The sequence below is a fragment of the Pseudomonas sp. P4795 genome (assembly GCF_048822895.1).
GTDB lineage: Bacteria > Pseudomonadota > Gammaproteobacteria > Pseudomonadales > Pseudomonadaceae > Aquipseudomonas.
The window spans coordinates 216,327-229,393 of sequence record NZ_JBMFBT010000002.1 but is presented as its reverse complement, the minus strand read 5'-3'; the positions used below and the strand labels follow the sequence as shown (position 1 = coordinate 229,393).

The window sequence follows — 13,067 nt, the reverse complement described above, 5'->3', positions numbered from 1 at the left end:
ACTCCATTAGTTAGGGCTTCATACTGTAGGGGTGTGAAATGCCAAAGCTCATTGATTTGACGGGAGAGCGGTTCGGCCGGCTCACCGTGGTCAGGAAGTCTACTGATAAAGAACAGTTCAAGAGCACGTCAGCAAGATGGTATTGCTTGTGTGAGTGCGGCACTGAGAAAACCTTTGCTGCGCAGGCGCTTAGCAGGGGCTTTACTAAATCATGTGGCTGCCTTGATGCTGAAGTAAAGACAAAGCACGGGATGTACGGCACGCCAACGTACCGCTCTTGGAATAGCATGATCGCTCGCTGTACAAATCCAAAGGCCCCGAATTTTGCCAATTACGGCGGCGCCGGGGTCACGGTTAATGAGCGGTGGAAAGACTTCGCCAGCTTCTTCGAAGATATGGGGCAAAGGCCGATTGGCGCCACTCTCGACAGGAAAGACTCGCGCGGCAACTATGAGCCCGGCAACTGCCGATGGGCTACTGACACGCAGCAGCAAAGAAACAAAAGCAGCAATCATATGCTGACAGCTAATGGGGAAACTCGGTGCATATCGGAGTGGGCTGAGCTTACCGGAATCAAAAAAGTAACTATACGAGCCAGAGTCCGGAAGGGCTGGACTCACACTGCTGCGGTCAACACGCCGCCAGAGCCAAGGCGAAGCCGAAACGCCGAATGAAAAGGAGCCCACAGAAATGTGGGTTTTTTATGCGTAAACACTTGTTAAAAGCCATTCAACTGCATGCCGAGCAGTGTTATCCCGAAGAGTCCTGCGGGCTTTTGCTGGCGATCGGGCGAAAACAGCAGTACTGCCCTTGCCGCAACGTCTCGACGGAGCCGAACGAAGAGTTTCGAATCGATCCTGAGGAATACGCCGCCGGTGAGGACATTGGCGAGGTCATCGGCATTGTTCACTCGCACCCTGACGCCACCAGTAGGCCTTCCCCGCATGATCTGGCCATGTGCGAGGCCACTGCGTTGCCCTGGCATATCCTGAGTTGGCCGGAAGGCGATCTGCGTAGCATCACCCCGACCGGAAGCACACCGCTGCTGAAACGGCCCTTCGTGCACGGCGCGTGGGACTGCTGGCAGGTCTGCGCCGACTGGTACAAGCGCGAGTGGGGGCTGGAGTTCGAGGCTTTCAAGCGCGCCGACGGCTGGTGGGAGAGCAAAGACAACGTCAGTCTCTACGAAGCGAACTACGAGGCCGCCGGTTTCTTTCGCGTAGACCAGCCTCGGCGCGGCGACATGATCGTCATGCAGGTCGGTCGAACAGTGCACCCGAACCATGCGGGGATTTACCTCGGCGCTGAGCCGGCTCTGCCGGGCGGCGAGGATTCGGCTACGTTCGGCCCCGGTCCGTTTCTGCTGCACCACCTGTACGGGCGCCCGAGCGAGATCATCGTCTTCGGTGGTCCGTGGCTGGACCGAACACGCCTGATCCTCAGGCACAAAGATGCACAACCAACTACATGATGCGGCTCGGCCGCGGGAGATATCCATGAGCGAGAAACAAAAACATCAAGAGAAAGCCAACCTGATTGAGCGTCGGCTTCAAAGCATTGAGTCAGATATTGAAGGTCGTCGCGCTGCCGACAAAAGGATTGCGGCTCAAGCGGACAAACTGCAAGTGTTTATCGGCGGACTTGTGGCTGTTCCGTCGTAATGAGGCAGGCGGATTTCGCCGTTTCTATCACTTTGTTGTAGATCTTATTGTTCCCCTCGGCATCTTCTTTATGGTCCTTACGCATCGACTCGATCATCTGATTGAACAGGATCAGGTCGAGAGCATCTTTCTTCCTAACCGATGCAATCAACGCTGTGATTATTTGCGACTGGGCGATAACGGTTTCTTCTAGAGCTTTGTTTGACACATTGACCTCCAGGTCATAACGCGCCGAAATTGGCGCAATCCCAGTCCTTGGGCTTGCAGGCAAAGGACTGGGAAATCCTTTAATCGGTTTTGAGTTCCTTCAGCCCTTCGTTTGGCTGAATGGTTATATCAATGCCTTCAAGAAAACTGTCTTCGCCCCGGGTAAGCTCAATCGACATGCCTGGAATCAGCGTTTGTTCGACGACCCAGCCACCAGCAAATTTGTATTTGACGTCTACCGGACGAGGCAGGCCCTTGAAGTTGACGGTGAGCTTTTTCCCTACCTCAGTTTTCTCAAGGGATTCCAAGAAAACACGCGCCAGATCTTCTTCGATAGCCATGACTGCCTCCACTGGGTGAGCAGCAACGCTACTACGCACGAATCATTGGGCGTTACTGGGGATTCGTACAGCAGCAACCGGTGATACAGTCAGCGCTTTCAGGATGAGGATTGATCATGCGGATTTTGATAGCGGCGGCAGCAATGGCGGTTTTGGCGGGGTGTGTGTCGCCCAGCGACCTAGAAAAGAACGATCCTAGTATCACTACGGCGACGAAAAAAGATCCAAAACGCTATGCCTTGTGTGTCTTCCCAAAGTGGCAATCGGAGCGAACGGATTCGTCAATGGTTGAAACTGAAATAGGATATCGATTGTGGGTGGCAAGCAACAACATGGCCGATGAGCTGCTTGAAATCAAAAAGACTTCAAGTGGTAGCTCCGTAACACTTCATCAGCGAATGGCGTGGTCAGCCATGCCAGGCAGGAGCGGGATCGAATCGGCAGTTAAAAGCTGCCTCTGACCCTAAATATTCAATCAGCCGCCTCCGGGCGGTTTTTTTATGCCCGAGGAAGACATGTCAGCACTCGCAATCAATTATCAGCCCATGACTACGATCAAGCTTTCCGGTTCGCTGGCAAAAAAGTTTGGCCGAACTCATCGTCGGCTACTGGACTCAGGCAGGTCTTGGGAAGTGCTCAAGGCACTCAAATACACGATAAGTGGGTTTGAAGAAGAAATCCGGCGCCTTGATCGACTCGGCATGCGATTCGCAGTTTTTCGGAACGGCAAAAATGTCGGCTTTGATGGCTTTGACTTGGCCGGTACGCGTGAGATTCGCATTGTTCCTGTAATCGAAGGCAGCAAGCGCGCTGGCATTCTTCAAACAGTCCTCGGCGCGGTGCTCTTGGTGGTCAGCATCTGGGTTCCGGCTCTGGCCCCTGCGGGTATCGCCTTGGTTGCTGGTGGTGTGCTCCAAATGCTGAGCCCCCAAGCTTCCGGCCTCAAGCAAAGCTCATCGCCAGAGAACGCCCCGTCCTACGCCTTCGGCAGCGCCAAGAACACCACGGCGAGCGGCAACCCTGTGCCGATCTGCATCGGCGACCGGAGATGGGGCGGGATGATCATCTCAGCATCGATTTACGCCGAAGACAAAACGTAACAACGCACGCAGTAAGCAGGCCGCCCATGAGGCGGTTTTTTTTCGCCTGGAGGAAAGTATGGGCGCAGCACAGATGATCGATATCCACGGCGCGAAAGGCGGGGAAAGCAAGCCGAAGTCGCCGACCGAGGCCAGCGATAGCCTGCGCTCGACCAACTTGGCAAAAATCCTGATCGCCGTGGGCGAGGGTGAGTTCGACAGCGTCCCGACCGATTACGACATCTACCTGGACAACACGCCAATCCGCGATGCCAGCGGCAACTACAACTTTCCGAACGTGCGCTGGGATTGGCGTTCCGGCTCGGTCGATCAGACGTACATCCCGGGCATCCCGTCCGTAGAGAACGAAACGTCGCTGAACGTTGAGTTGCGCAGCGATGCGCCGTGGGTGCGCTCGATCACTAACACGCAACTTTCGGCCGTGCGCGTGCGCCTGGCATGGCCCGCGCTGCAACGACAGGACGATCAGGGCAATGTCGGCGGCTACCGCGTCGAGTACGCCATCGACGTGGCCACCGACGGCGGCGCCTATCAGCAAGTGCTGGTGGACGCGGCCGACGGCAAGACCACGACCCGCTACGAGCGCTCGCGCCGCATCGATTTACCGGACGCCACCACGGGCTGGCAGATCCGCGTGCGCCGCCTGACGCCGAACCAGAATACGAACAAGATCGCCGACACGATGCTGGTCGCCGGTTACACCGAAGTGATCGACGCCAAGCTGCGCTACCCGAATACCGCGCTGCTCTACATCGAGTTCGACGCCGAGCAGTTCACCAACATTCCGGCCGTGACTGTGAAGTGCAAGGCGCGGCGCTGGATGGTTCCGAGCAACTACGACCCAATCCTTCGCACCTACACCGGGACGTGGGATGGCAGCATGAAGTCGGCGTGGACCAACAACCCGGCGTGGATCACCTACGGGGTGTGCACCGAAGACCGTTTCGGCCTCGGCAAGCGCATCAAGCCGTTCATGGTCGACAAATGGGAGCTGTACCGGATCGCACAGTACTGCGACCAGTTGGTGCCGAATGGGTTGGGCGGCGTAGAGCCGCGCTTCCTATGCGACATGAACCTGCAAGGCAAGGCGGATGCCTGGTCGCTGCTGCGCGATATCGCCGGTATTTACCGTGGCATGACGTACTGGGCGCAGGGGCAACTGGTGATGCAGGCCGACATGCCGCGTGCGCAGGATTTTGACTACGTCTTCACCCGGGCCAACGTCATCGACGGCAAGTTCTCCTACGGCAGCGCCTCGGCGAAGACCCGGTACACCCGTGCGCTGGTCAGCTATGACAACCCGGCGAACAACTACGACACCGACGTCATTCCGTTCGCGGATCTGGCTCTGCAACGTCGCTACGGCGACCGGCCAACCGAATTGAGCGCCATTGGCTGCACTCGCGCTTCCGAGGCGCAGCGGCGCGGAAAGTGGGCGATTCTCAGCAACAACCAAGACCGTACCGTGTCGTTCAAGACCGGTATGGAGGGGGTGATTCCACTGCCGGGCCATATCATCCCGGTGGCGGATTCGCTGCTGGCAGGGCGCGAGGTGGGCGGGCGGATCTCGTCGGCGTCCGGCCGCGTGGTGACGCTTGATCGTGACACTCAAGCCAAGGCTGGTGATCGGCTGATCATCAACTTGCCCGGCGGCCGCGCGGAAGCTCGCACAGTGCAGAGCGTCAACGGCCGAGCCGTGACCGTTACCACCAACTACAGCGAGCCGCCGATTGCGCAACTGCAATGGGCGCTCGACGCCGATGACCTTGCGATTCCGCTGTATCGCGTGTTGCGCACCCGGCGCACGACCGAAGGCGACTTCGAGATCAGCGCTCTGCAATACGAGCCGAGCAAGTTCGCCTACATCGATACCGGTGCACGCTTGGAAGAGCGTCCGATCAGCGTGATTCCGATCACCGTGGTGCCAGCGCCGGCGAGTGTATCCCTGTCCTCGACCTCGTCTGTTGTTCAGGGTCTGGCCGTGGCCACCATGACCATCAGCTGGCCAGCCGTGCCCGGAGCGGTTGGCTATGACGTGGAGTGGCGCAAGGACAGCGGTAACTGGATCAAGCTGCAGCGCACTGGGATGACCAACGTGGACGTGGTCGGTATTTATGCGGGCGCCTACGTGGCTCGCGTTCGCGCGGTGAGTGCATTCGACATCACTTCGATCTGGCGTAACTCTATTCTGACCAACCTCACGGGCAAGCAGGGATTGCCGCCGGCGCTCAGCTACCTGACGGCCACGCCGCTTTTGTTCGGCATCTACCTGAAGTGGGGTTTCCCTGCTGGTGCAGAGGACAGTCAGCGGACGGAAATCTGGTACGGCCCGACGACTGTACTTGATGCCGCCACTAAGCTGACCGATCTGGCCTATCCGCAGAGTGACTTCTCCATGCTCGGCCTGCGGGCCGGTGTGACGTTTTACTTCTGGGGCCGGATCGTCGACAAGATCGGCAACATCGGGCCGTGGTATCCGATCGGGATTGGTGTGCAAGGGCAGTCGAGTTCGGACGCCGCCGCGATTCTGGAAATGATCGCCGGCCAGATTGGCGAAACGGAACTTGGCCAGGACTTGTTGGACGAGATCCAGAAAATTCCCGGCCTTCAGGATCAGATCGACGCGCTTGATGGGCTGAAGGGTTACAACCCAGAACAGGCCTACCTGAAAGGCCAACTGATTGTCGGAGGAGGGCAGATCTATCAGGCGGTTCAGGATGTACCGCTCGCAACGCCTCCGCCGAATCTCGTGTACTGGGCCGACGTAGGCGACCTTCTTGAAACGGCCAATGGCTTGGCTGAGCAGGTCGCTACTCACACAACACAAATCACTGAGCTGGACGGCGAGGTAACGGCTACCTCGTCGGCCTTCGAGGCGCTTCGCGCTTCATGGCGTGATGACGACGGGCAGGGTGATCTGGATGGCGCCCTGAAGGAATGGGGAAGCACAGCCGCAATCGCCAAGGAAGAAAAGGTGCGCGCCTCGGAGCATCTGGCAATAGCGCAAAAGACCGAAACGCTCACATCAAAAGTCGGCGAGAACGAAGCCAGTGTCACAGATCTGCGGCAGACCGTGGCCACCGACAAGGAAGCCACGGCGCAGGCGCTCACTCAGGTGAATGTGAAGGTCGGCGAGAACACAGTCGCCATTCAAGAAACCTCGACCGCCTACGCGGACACCAGCGGCAAGCTCTCGACCATGTGGTCGGTGAAGATGCAGGTCACCCAGAATGGCCAGTACGTGGCGGCGGGTATTGGGCTTGGGATCGAAAACACCGGCGCCGGTCTGCAAAGCCAGTTTCTAGTCAGCGCTGACCGGTTTGCCATCGTCAACACCATTGCCGGCGGCGCCATCTCCGTCCCGTTCGCGGTGCAGGGTGGGCAGGTGTTCATGAACTCGGCGTTCATCGCCGACGGCACGATCACCAACGCCAAGATTGGCAACTACATCAGCTCGACCAACTACATTGCCGGCCAGCAAGGCTGGATTCTCAACAAAGACGGGACGCTTGAGATCAACGGCATCGTGCCTGGACAGGGCCGACTGGTGATTAACTCGCTGAACGTCTCCGTCTACGACAGCAACAACACGTTGCGCGTCCGGCTCGGTTATTTGGGGTGATCAATGGCTTCATTCGGCCTGCGTGTTTTTGACGAGAGCGGCCAGCTCGCCATGGACACCAACAGCTTTACCTACCAAGTGATCTGGCAGGGCGCAATCGACTTCAGTGGGGCCGTGCCCAGCTACACCATCAGCATCCCCGGCTTCAACCCGGCCAACTGCGTGCTCATGATCATCCCGACGAGGGCGCAGGATGTGCAGGCGGCGGAGAACGATGGCCTGGGCAACACCAAGTCCTACCCCTTTGTAACCACGTCAGTCGGCCAAGTGATAGTTCTCCCGAAGAATCCATCGTCGACCGCCTCAACTCTGCAGACAAGGATCGTCGCCAAGGGTTACGCCATCAGGTACTCGACATGAGCTATGGGTTTCAGAGCATCAACGATAATTCATTTGTTCAGATCGATTCGGATGCACCAAGGCTCTGCGTTTTGACCAAAGGGTCGTATTCCGGCAGCACCAATGTCACCGGGACGTTTGCGAGGGCGGTGACAAGCGCGGATCCACCGCTTGTGTTCATTCGCCCAAATCAGACCGGGACCATCCAGGTGCCGATCTCGGTATGGTTCACCGGAGGCCCCGGCAATTGGACCGGGTTCTCCATGAAGGCTTCGGTGGTTGATGCAAACCTCAGCGGTCTGTACTTCGTGGCCGCTTGGGCGTCGATGGGGACAGCCGCGTACGGGATGTGCCTTTGGGATGGGGCTGGCGCGCTCGTTTACGACAGCGGTGCGCCTGCCGTCGTGGTCACTTTTGCCGCTGGCAACTGGACCTACGCGGGCAGTGAGCAGCTGACGGTTGGTCGTCGCTACATCTGGACGATCAGCAAACTCCTCGGAGTCGGCGAGTACATCTCCCTTAACCCGTTCGCGATGAATTGCCATAACGACGCAACCGGTGGCGGCTGTGCGCTGGGTGTCGATTACGCTGGGGGGCGAATAATGATGTACAGCCTCGCAACAACTGCCTGGACTGACCAAGGTCACCGTCCATTCCTCTGCGCCAAATTACTGGCCTGATCCTGAATTTTCTGGAGACACTCAATGCCCTGGTACAAGTCAGGAACGGTTTCTGTCACCCAAAATTCCAACGCCATCATCGGCACGAATACAGCATTTATCGCCAATAGCCGGGTAGGGGATGCTTTTCGTGGCCCAGACGGCGGTTGGTACGAGGTCACCAACATCGCCAGCAATACTGCGCTGTCGATCGCACCGCCCTATCTGGGGGCCACCAACGCATCCGGCACTTATGCGCTGGCGCCGATGCAGGGTTACGTCAAAGATTCAGCTGATGCGCTGCGGGCGCTGGTCAACCAGTTCGGCGGTGTGTTGGCTGTGCTTGGCGTTGATCCTACGACCGCCGGCGTTCGTGCTGCTCTTAACCTGACGAACAGCGACGGGGTTCCCGAGGGCGCAACGAATCTGTATTTCTCAGCGGTCAGGGCGATCGCCTCGGCGCTCTCAGGGTTCGTGACCACGACAAATACGCCAGTAGTCGCGACTGACTCAATTGTCATCGCCGCCGGCAAGCTTCAGGCGCAAGTTTCATCGGCCGCCGCATCGGCCGCGGCTGCCGCCTCCTTGGGCGTCGGTCGTGGTTATATTGACGGGCTGCTTCCGGTATACACGTCCGGCACCGGGATCAGCGTTACCTCGGGAACGGCCTACATTCCCGGCCCAGGCAAAAACATCTACGTCCCGAACGGTCTGACGCTTTCGGGGCTGAGCCTGTCTGGCAACACTTGGTACTACCTTTACCTTTACGACAACGCAGGAACGCCGGCGATTGAGCTGGTCGCCACGACACCTTCCGCACCCTATAGCGGAACCGCGAGAACTAAGACCGGTGATGCGTCCCGTCGATTTATCTGCGCTCTTCGAACCAGCGGCGCGACAGGGCTGTACAGCTTCATCGTCAACCAAGGATTTATCGAGTACCGCGAAAATATTCCGGCAGCGCCGTTTCGCGTGCTTGCCGCCGGCGCCGCGACCACTCCGACCGGTGTCAACTGCTCGACAGTGGTGCCCCCTGTGACACAGACCGCGATTTTCATGTTCTCCAACATTGGGACGCCGGTGATGTTTGTCCAATTTCCCGGATTGACCTCAGCTGTTCTTCAGCAGGTCGCGGCGGGCACCAGATTCAAGTCTCAAGCGCCCCTTTCCACCGCTCAGTTTGTGGATTATTCCAACAGCGGCACGGGCGGCAACTCTTACATTGATGTCTGTGGCTACGGGATGGAACGATGATGGCTTATGCAATTACTGCGATCGGTTGGCGAGGCGTTGACCCTGATACCGAGTTGGCGCCGGGCGAAACATTGGTAGAGGAAGTCCCGGGTTGGCTGGTGAGTCTTGACGCTGATCGGGAGAGGGTTGCTAGCGCAAAATCGCAGCTGGATACGTTGCGCGCCACTGCCAACGAAGTTTTAAGCCCCTTGCAGGCCGGCGTAGACATTGACGAGATCAGTGATGACGATCGAGTGCTGTGGAAAGCATGGAAGCGTTATCTGATCGCTCTCAGCAAAACACTAGAACGCCCCGGATGGCCAGACACCCCCGACTGGCCTGCATTACCTGACCCTGAAACCCGCCATTGAGCGGGTATTTTTTTGCTTGGAGAAAACCGATGACAGCAACCGAAAAAGATCGCGATATCTTGGCGCGCACACTTTACGGCGAGGCTCGTGGCGAAGGTGCGGCCGGCCAGATCGCCGTGGCCTGGACAATCCGTAACCGCGTCTTCGATGGTAGGGAGAAGTCGTGGTGGGGCGAGGGCTATGCCGGTGTGTGCCTGAAGAAGTACCAGTTCAGTTGCTGGAACCAGAACGACCCGAACTACGCCTACCTGAGTGGCGCCAAACCGATCCCGGCCGCGCAGTTCGCCCAGGCCCAGCGCGCAGCTGACCAGGTGATGTCGGGCGCAGTACCAGATCCAACTGGCGGGGCCACGCACTACTACGCGACCACGATGCCCAAGGCTCCGACCTGGGCGGCGAAGGGCAAGGAGACACTGCGCCTGGGGCATCACGTGTTCTTCAAGGATGTGCCGTGATGACGCCAGTGCAGAAGCTGGCCGTGGTGCTGCTGGCGATGGCCATTGCTTGTTTTTCCACATGGAAAGTGGATGCCTGGCGCTACGGAAAGCAGCTGAGTGACCAGGCCCTGGCCCACCAGTCCGACCTGACCACCATCGGCAATGCCGCGCACGCCCAAACCAGTCAGGCGCTGGAGAAGCAGCAGGCCGCCGAGCAAGCCCGTGCCGACCTAGATGCCAAAGCAACCAAGGAGAAAACGAATGATCTCGCTGAAAATGAAAGGCTGCGCCGTGCTGCTGACGACTCTGCTCGCCGGCTGCGCATCGCGGGCAGTTGTCGTGCCGATAGCGGCGACGTGTCCGGTACCACCAACCCCGCCGGCCTGGGTAATGCAGGAACCGTCGAACTCACTTCAATTGCTGGGCGAACTGTTTTCGATATCCGCGCCGGAATCATCGCGGATCAAGCAGCCTTGAGGGTGTTGCAGAAGCATGTGAGAGAATCGTGTCAGTAGGGATTGTGATCGGTCGGCAGAACGCCGGAGGAAGGGGAAAATGCTTTGTACCAGTTTTCGTACCAACAGTAGTTCCTTGGAGTTCCTTTCAGGGGCCTCAAAAGGCGCTAAAACCCCCGTTCTAGCGCCTCTGGAATACGCCAGCTAATCCGCACATAAATTCCTTACCGGTTTTTCCGTTGGGGAGGGTCAATCGTTTCTGCGCCAGAAGGGCGCGCACTCAGAAACTGACCCGGTGCGGATGTGGGAGTTTTAGAACGATAAGTTATAAGACGCAGTGGCTGACGGGCGGAAGGGCCATCCGCCGCGCTGGATTTATTTGCCTCGAATAAGCTGGCGCAAGGCGAAACGGTTGGGATGACAGGCCTCGGCGACGGCGCGCGGCAGTGGCAGCGGCTCGTTGTCCAGCCACGCTGCGAGCAATTCGCCGGACAGCGGCGCGGTGATCAAACCGCGCGAACCGTGGCCGCTGTTGACGTACAAACCGTCGAGCCACGGACAGGCGATGTCTGGCACCTGGCGGGCATCTTTGCCGAGTGCCGCGTACGCTTCTGCGAAGGCTTGGCGGTCGGCGAGCGGGCCGACGATCGGCAGATAATCCGGGCTGGTGCAGCGGAATGCGGCACGACCCTGCAGGCTTTCGGCGTCGAGTTCGCTGATGTGTAGACGGCTGACCAGGTCCGAGGAAATTTCTTCAAGCATTGCCAGATTGCCCTGGTGCTCGGCAGTGGTCGGGGTCAGGTCGTCGCTGGTGAAATCGAAACTCGCGCCAAGCGTGTGTTCACCCAGACGCGCCGGGGCGACGTAGCCTTCGGCGCACACCACGGTAGTCAGAGCCTGACTCTGGTCGGTCTGCGCGAGACGGGTGATTTGTCCGCGAATGCGCTTGAGTGGCAAGTCAGCGCTTTGCGCAAAGCGCTTGATCTCGGCGGCGCCGGCCAAAATCACCACGGGTGCTTCGGCTATCAACCGTTCTCCATCGAACGCCTGCCACTGATCGCCGACTTTGCGCAGTTCCACGGCTTCTTGATGGCTGAGCAATTCAATCCCCGGTTGCGCGGCTTGTGCCTGACACAACGCCGGCGGATGCACCCAGCCACCTTGCGGGTAGAACAGACCACCGTGGGCCAGCGCGACCCCGGCGCGGGCTTGCGCCGCAGGCTGATCGAGCCAGTGCACCAAATCATCTGGAAACGCCGCAGCGATTTGCGTATGACGCTCGGCTTCCTTGGCATTGAACGCCAGTTGCAGCACGCCGCAATCGTCCCAGTCGGTGCCGCGTTGCAGGCTTTCGAGCAGGCGTCGGGTGTAGCCGAATCCGCTGACGATCATTTGCGAAAGCGCCGTACCATGCGCGGACAATTTCAGATAGAGCACGCCTTGCGGGTTGCCCGAAGCCTCCTGCGCCACCGCGTCGTGGCGCTCCAGCAGGCTGACCTGCCAACCGCGTGCGGCGAGGCTGGCGGCGCTGGCGCAACCCGCCAGACCGGCGCCGATCACCAGCGCGCGGCGTTCACCGCTTAGAGGCGCAGGGCGGGCGAACCATGGTTTGGCCGCGAGCGGTGGCGCTGCATCTTCTGGCCAGCCAAGAAACGCGCCGCGCAGGATTTCCCATTTATGGCCAATGCCCGGTGTGCGTTTCATCTTGAACCCGGCAGCGTTGAGCAGGCGTCGCACCCAACCGGTGCTGGTGAAGGTGCTGATGGTCGAACCGGGCGCTGCCAGTCGCGCCAGTTCGGCGAATAGCTCGGCGGTCCACATGTCGGGGTTTTTCGCCGGGGCGAAACCGTCGAGAAACCATGCGTCGATCTGCGCGTCGAGTTGCGGCAGTTGCTCCAGCGCATCGCCGATCAGCAGGGTCAAGGTCACGCGACCGTTATCCAGCACGATGCGCTGAAAACCTTGGTGGATCGCCACGTATTGCGCGAGCAACTGATCGGCCAACGGTTTCAGCTCTGGCCACAACGCCAAGGCGCGTTGCAGGTCGGCGGGGCTCAGTGGGTACTTTTCCACGCTGACAAAATGAAGTCGCGCACCGGCCACCGCGTGTTGTTCGAACAGCTGCCATGCGCAAAGAAAATTCAGCCCGGTGCCGAACCCGGTTTCGCCGATCACCAGCCGCCCGTTTGACCCCAGCTCGGCAAAACGCTCGGCCAGGCGGTTCTGTTCGAGGAACACATAACGGGTTTCATCCAGCCCCGACAGGTCGGAAAAATACACATCATTGAACACCCGCGAGCGCGGGAGTCCCTGGTCATCCCAGTCGAGTTGGGCGTGGGGCAATGCAGGTTTCATGGCAGGCTCGGCAACGACAAGGGCGCCATTCTAGCCGATCAGGCGGGCGGCGCTTGATCCATGGCAAGCCGGGCATTGGCAGGTTGAAGCACACTCGATGGTTGGAGATGAGTCGGCGAACTCTTGTGGCGAGGGAGCTTGCTCCCGCCGGGTTGCGAAGCAGCCCTGAAATCAGGCGATTCGATTAAACCTGACACAACGCAACTGCCTGATTTGCGACTGCTGCGCAGTCGAGCGGGAGCAAGCTCCCTCGCCACAGGATGTGCATTCATGCAACTTGCTTTAAG

The 13,067-nt window shown here is 59.0% G+C and carries 15 protein-coding genes; 12 read left to right on the top strand and 3 right to left on the bottom strand.

The genetic code is table 11. The annotated features are described in order from the left end of the window. The first annotated feature begins 38 nt into the window (after positions 1-38). The 3 genes from ACOI8A_RS05290 to ACOI8A_RS05280 are packed head-to-tail and all read left to right on the top strand — an operon-like array spanning position 39 to position 1,661. Complete coding sequence (locus ACOI8A_RS05290) at positions 39-674, top strand: hypothetical protein (RefSeq protein WP_420657650.1); 636 nt, start codon at positions 39-41, stop codon at positions 672-674. Positions 675-703: 29 nt separating this feature from the next. Next, the gene (locus tag ACOI8A_RS05285) at positions 704-1,471 is read left to right on the top strand and encodes a C40 family peptidase (protein ID WP_420657649.1); all 768 of its coding nucleotides are present in this window, start codon (positions 704-706) and stop codon (positions 1,469-1,471) included. A 25-nt stretch (positions 1,472-1,496) separates the two neighbouring features. Further along, a complete protein-coding gene (locus ACOI8A_RS05280) occupies positions 1,497-1,661 on the top strand; it encodes a hypothetical protein (RefSeq protein ID WP_420657648.1) in 165 nt (54 codons plus the stop codon). On the opposite strand, the gene ACOI8A_RS05275 is transcribed toward ACOI8A_RS05280, so the two are convergent. Beyond that, positions 1,630-1,869: a hypothetical protein gene (locus ACOI8A_RS05275; protein WP_420657647.1), complete on the bottom strand. Its 240-nt coding sequence runs from the start codon at positions 1,867-1,869 to the stop codon at positions 1,630-1,632. The two genes, ACOI8A_RS05280 and ACOI8A_RS05275, sit on opposite strands and share 32 nt — an antisense overlap. 79 nt (positions 1,870-1,948) lie before the next feature. Then, on the bottom strand, positions 1,949-2,209 hold the full coding sequence (locus tag ACOI8A_RS05270) for a hypothetical protein (protein WP_109503461.1): 261 nt from the start codon (positions 2,207-2,209) through the stop codon (positions 1,949-1,951). A 116-nt stretch (positions 2,210-2,325) separates the two neighbouring features. Between ACOI8A_RS05270 and ACOI8A_RS05265 the strand changes: the two genes are divergently transcribed. Genes ACOI8A_RS05265 through ACOI8A_RS05225 form a run of 9 tightly spaced genes read left to right on the top strand, consistent with a single transcriptional unit; the run spans position 2,326 to position 10,485 of the window. Next, positions 2,326-2,670, top strand: a complete 345-nt coding sequence (locus ACOI8A_RS05265; protein WP_420651164.1) for a hypothetical protein — start codon at positions 2,326-2,328, stop codon at positions 2,668-2,670. 39 nt (positions 2,671-2,709) lie between these two features. Next, positions 2,710-3,309, top strand: a complete 600-nt coding sequence (locus tag ACOI8A_RS05260; protein ID WP_420651163.1) for a tail assembly protein — start codon at positions 2,710-2,712, stop codon at positions 3,307-3,309. 58 nt (positions 3,310-3,367) lie between these two features. Then, positions 3,368-6,931 (top strand): host specificity protein J, encoded by a 3,564-nt coding sequence (locus ACOI8A_RS05255; RefSeq protein ID WP_420657646.1) that lies wholly within the window; start codon positions 3,368-3,370, stop codon positions 6,929-6,931. A 3-nt stretch (positions 6,932-6,934) separates the two neighbouring features. Further along, entirely contained in the window at positions 6,935-7,291 is a 357-nt protein-coding gene (locus ACOI8A_RS05250) for a hypothetical protein (RefSeq protein ID WP_420651148.1), read from the top strand. Continuing rightward, entirely contained in the window at positions 7,288-7,950 is a 663-nt protein-coding gene (locus tag ACOI8A_RS05245) for a hypothetical protein (RefSeq protein WP_420651149.1), read from the top strand. Before ACOI8A_RS05250 ends, ACOI8A_RS05245 begins: the two co-directional genes overlap by 4 nt. 24 nt (positions 7,951-7,974) lie before the next feature. Further along, positions 7,975-9,183 (top strand): hypothetical protein, encoded by a 1,209-nt coding sequence (locus ACOI8A_RS05240; RefSeq protein ID WP_420651150.1) that lies wholly within the window; start codon positions 7,975-7,977, stop codon positions 9,181-9,183. Then, positions 9,183-9,533, top strand: coding sequence for a tail fiber assembly protein (locus tag ACOI8A_RS05235; protein WP_420651151.1), 351 nt, complete (start codon positions 9,183-9,185; stop codon positions 9,531-9,533). The genes ACOI8A_RS05240 and ACOI8A_RS05235 overlap by 1 nt, the downstream gene beginning before the upstream one ends. 29 nt (positions 9,534-9,562) lie before the next feature. Then, on the top strand, positions 9,563-9,988 hold the full coding sequence (locus ACOI8A_RS05230) for a cell wall hydrolase (RefSeq protein ID WP_420657644.1): 426 nt from the start codon (positions 9,563-9,565) through the stop codon (positions 9,986-9,988). After that, the gene (locus tag ACOI8A_RS05225) at positions 9,988-10,485 is read left to right on the top strand and encodes a lysis system i-spanin subunit Rz (protein ID WP_420657642.1); all 498 of its coding nucleotides are present in this window, start codon (positions 9,988-9,990) and stop codon (positions 10,483-10,485) included. The genes ACOI8A_RS05230 and ACOI8A_RS05225 overlap by 1 nt, the downstream gene beginning before the upstream one ends. Before the next feature lie 315 nt (positions 10,486-10,800). Here the strand turns inward: ACOI8A_RS05225 and mnmC are convergent, their stop codons facing one another. Continuing rightward, positions 10,801-12,780, bottom strand: a complete 1,980-nt coding sequence (mnmC, locus tag ACOI8A_RS05220) for a bifunctional tRNA (5-methylaminomethyl-2-thiouridine)(34)-methyltransferase MnmD/FAD-dependent 5-carboxymethylaminomethyl-2-thiouridine(34) oxidoreductase MnmC (protein WP_420646574.1) — start codon at positions 12,778-12,780, stop codon at positions 10,801-10,803. Between the last annotated feature and the right edge of the window lie 287 nt (positions 12,781-13,067).

Coding starts and splice junctions, on each gene's coding strand:
- ACOI8A_RS05290 (WP_420657650.1), top strand. CDS start 39: ATGCCAAAGCTCATTGATTTGACGGGAGAGCGGTTCGGCCGGCTCACC.
- ACOI8A_RS05285 (WP_420657649.1), top strand. CDS start 704: ATGCGTAAACACTTGTTAAAAGCCATTCAACTGCATGCCGAGCAGTGT.
- ACOI8A_RS05280 (WP_420657648.1), top strand. CDS start 1,497: ATGAGCGAGAAACAAAAACATCAAGAGAAAGCCAACCTGATTGAGCGT.
- ACOI8A_RS05270 (WP_109503461.1), bottom strand. CDS start 2,209: ATGGCTATCGAAGAAGATCTGGCGCGTGTTTTCTTGGAATCCCTTGAG.
- ACOI8A_RS05265 (WP_420651164.1), top strand. CDS start 2,326: ATGCGGATTTTGATAGCGGCGGCAGCAATGGCGGTTTTGGCGGGGTGT.
- ACOI8A_RS05260 (WP_420651163.1), top strand. CDS start 2,710: ATGCCCGAGGAAGACATGTCAGCACTCGCAATCAATTATCAGCCCATG.
- ACOI8A_RS05255 (WP_420657646.1), top strand. CDS start 3,368: ATGGGCGCAGCACAGATGATCGATATCCACGGCGCGAAAGGCGGGGAA.
- ACOI8A_RS05250 (WP_420651148.1), top strand. CDS start 6,935: ATGGCTTCATTCGGCCTGCGTGTTTTTGACGAGAGCGGCCAGCTCGCC.
- ACOI8A_RS05245 (WP_420651149.1), top strand. CDS start 7,288: ATGAGCTATGGGTTTCAGAGCATCAACGATAATTCATTTGTTCAGATC.
- ACOI8A_RS05240 (WP_420651150.1), top strand. CDS start 7,975: ATGCCCTGGTACAAGTCAGGAACGGTTTCTGTCACCCAAAATTCCAAC.
- ACOI8A_RS05235 (WP_420651151.1), top strand. CDS start 9,183: ATGGCTTATGCAATTACTGCGATCGGTTGGCGAGGCGTTGACCCTGAT.
- ACOI8A_RS05230 (WP_420657644.1), top strand. CDS start 9,563: ATGACAGCAACCGAAAAAGATCGCGATATCTTGGCGCGCACACTTTAC.
- ACOI8A_RS05225 (WP_420657642.1), top strand. CDS start 9,988: ATGACGCCAGTGCAGAAGCTGGCCGTGGTGCTGCTGGCGATGGCCATT.
- mnmC (WP_420646574.1), bottom strand. CDS start 12,780: ATGAAACCTGCATTGCCCCACGCCCAACTCGACTGGGATGACCAGGGA.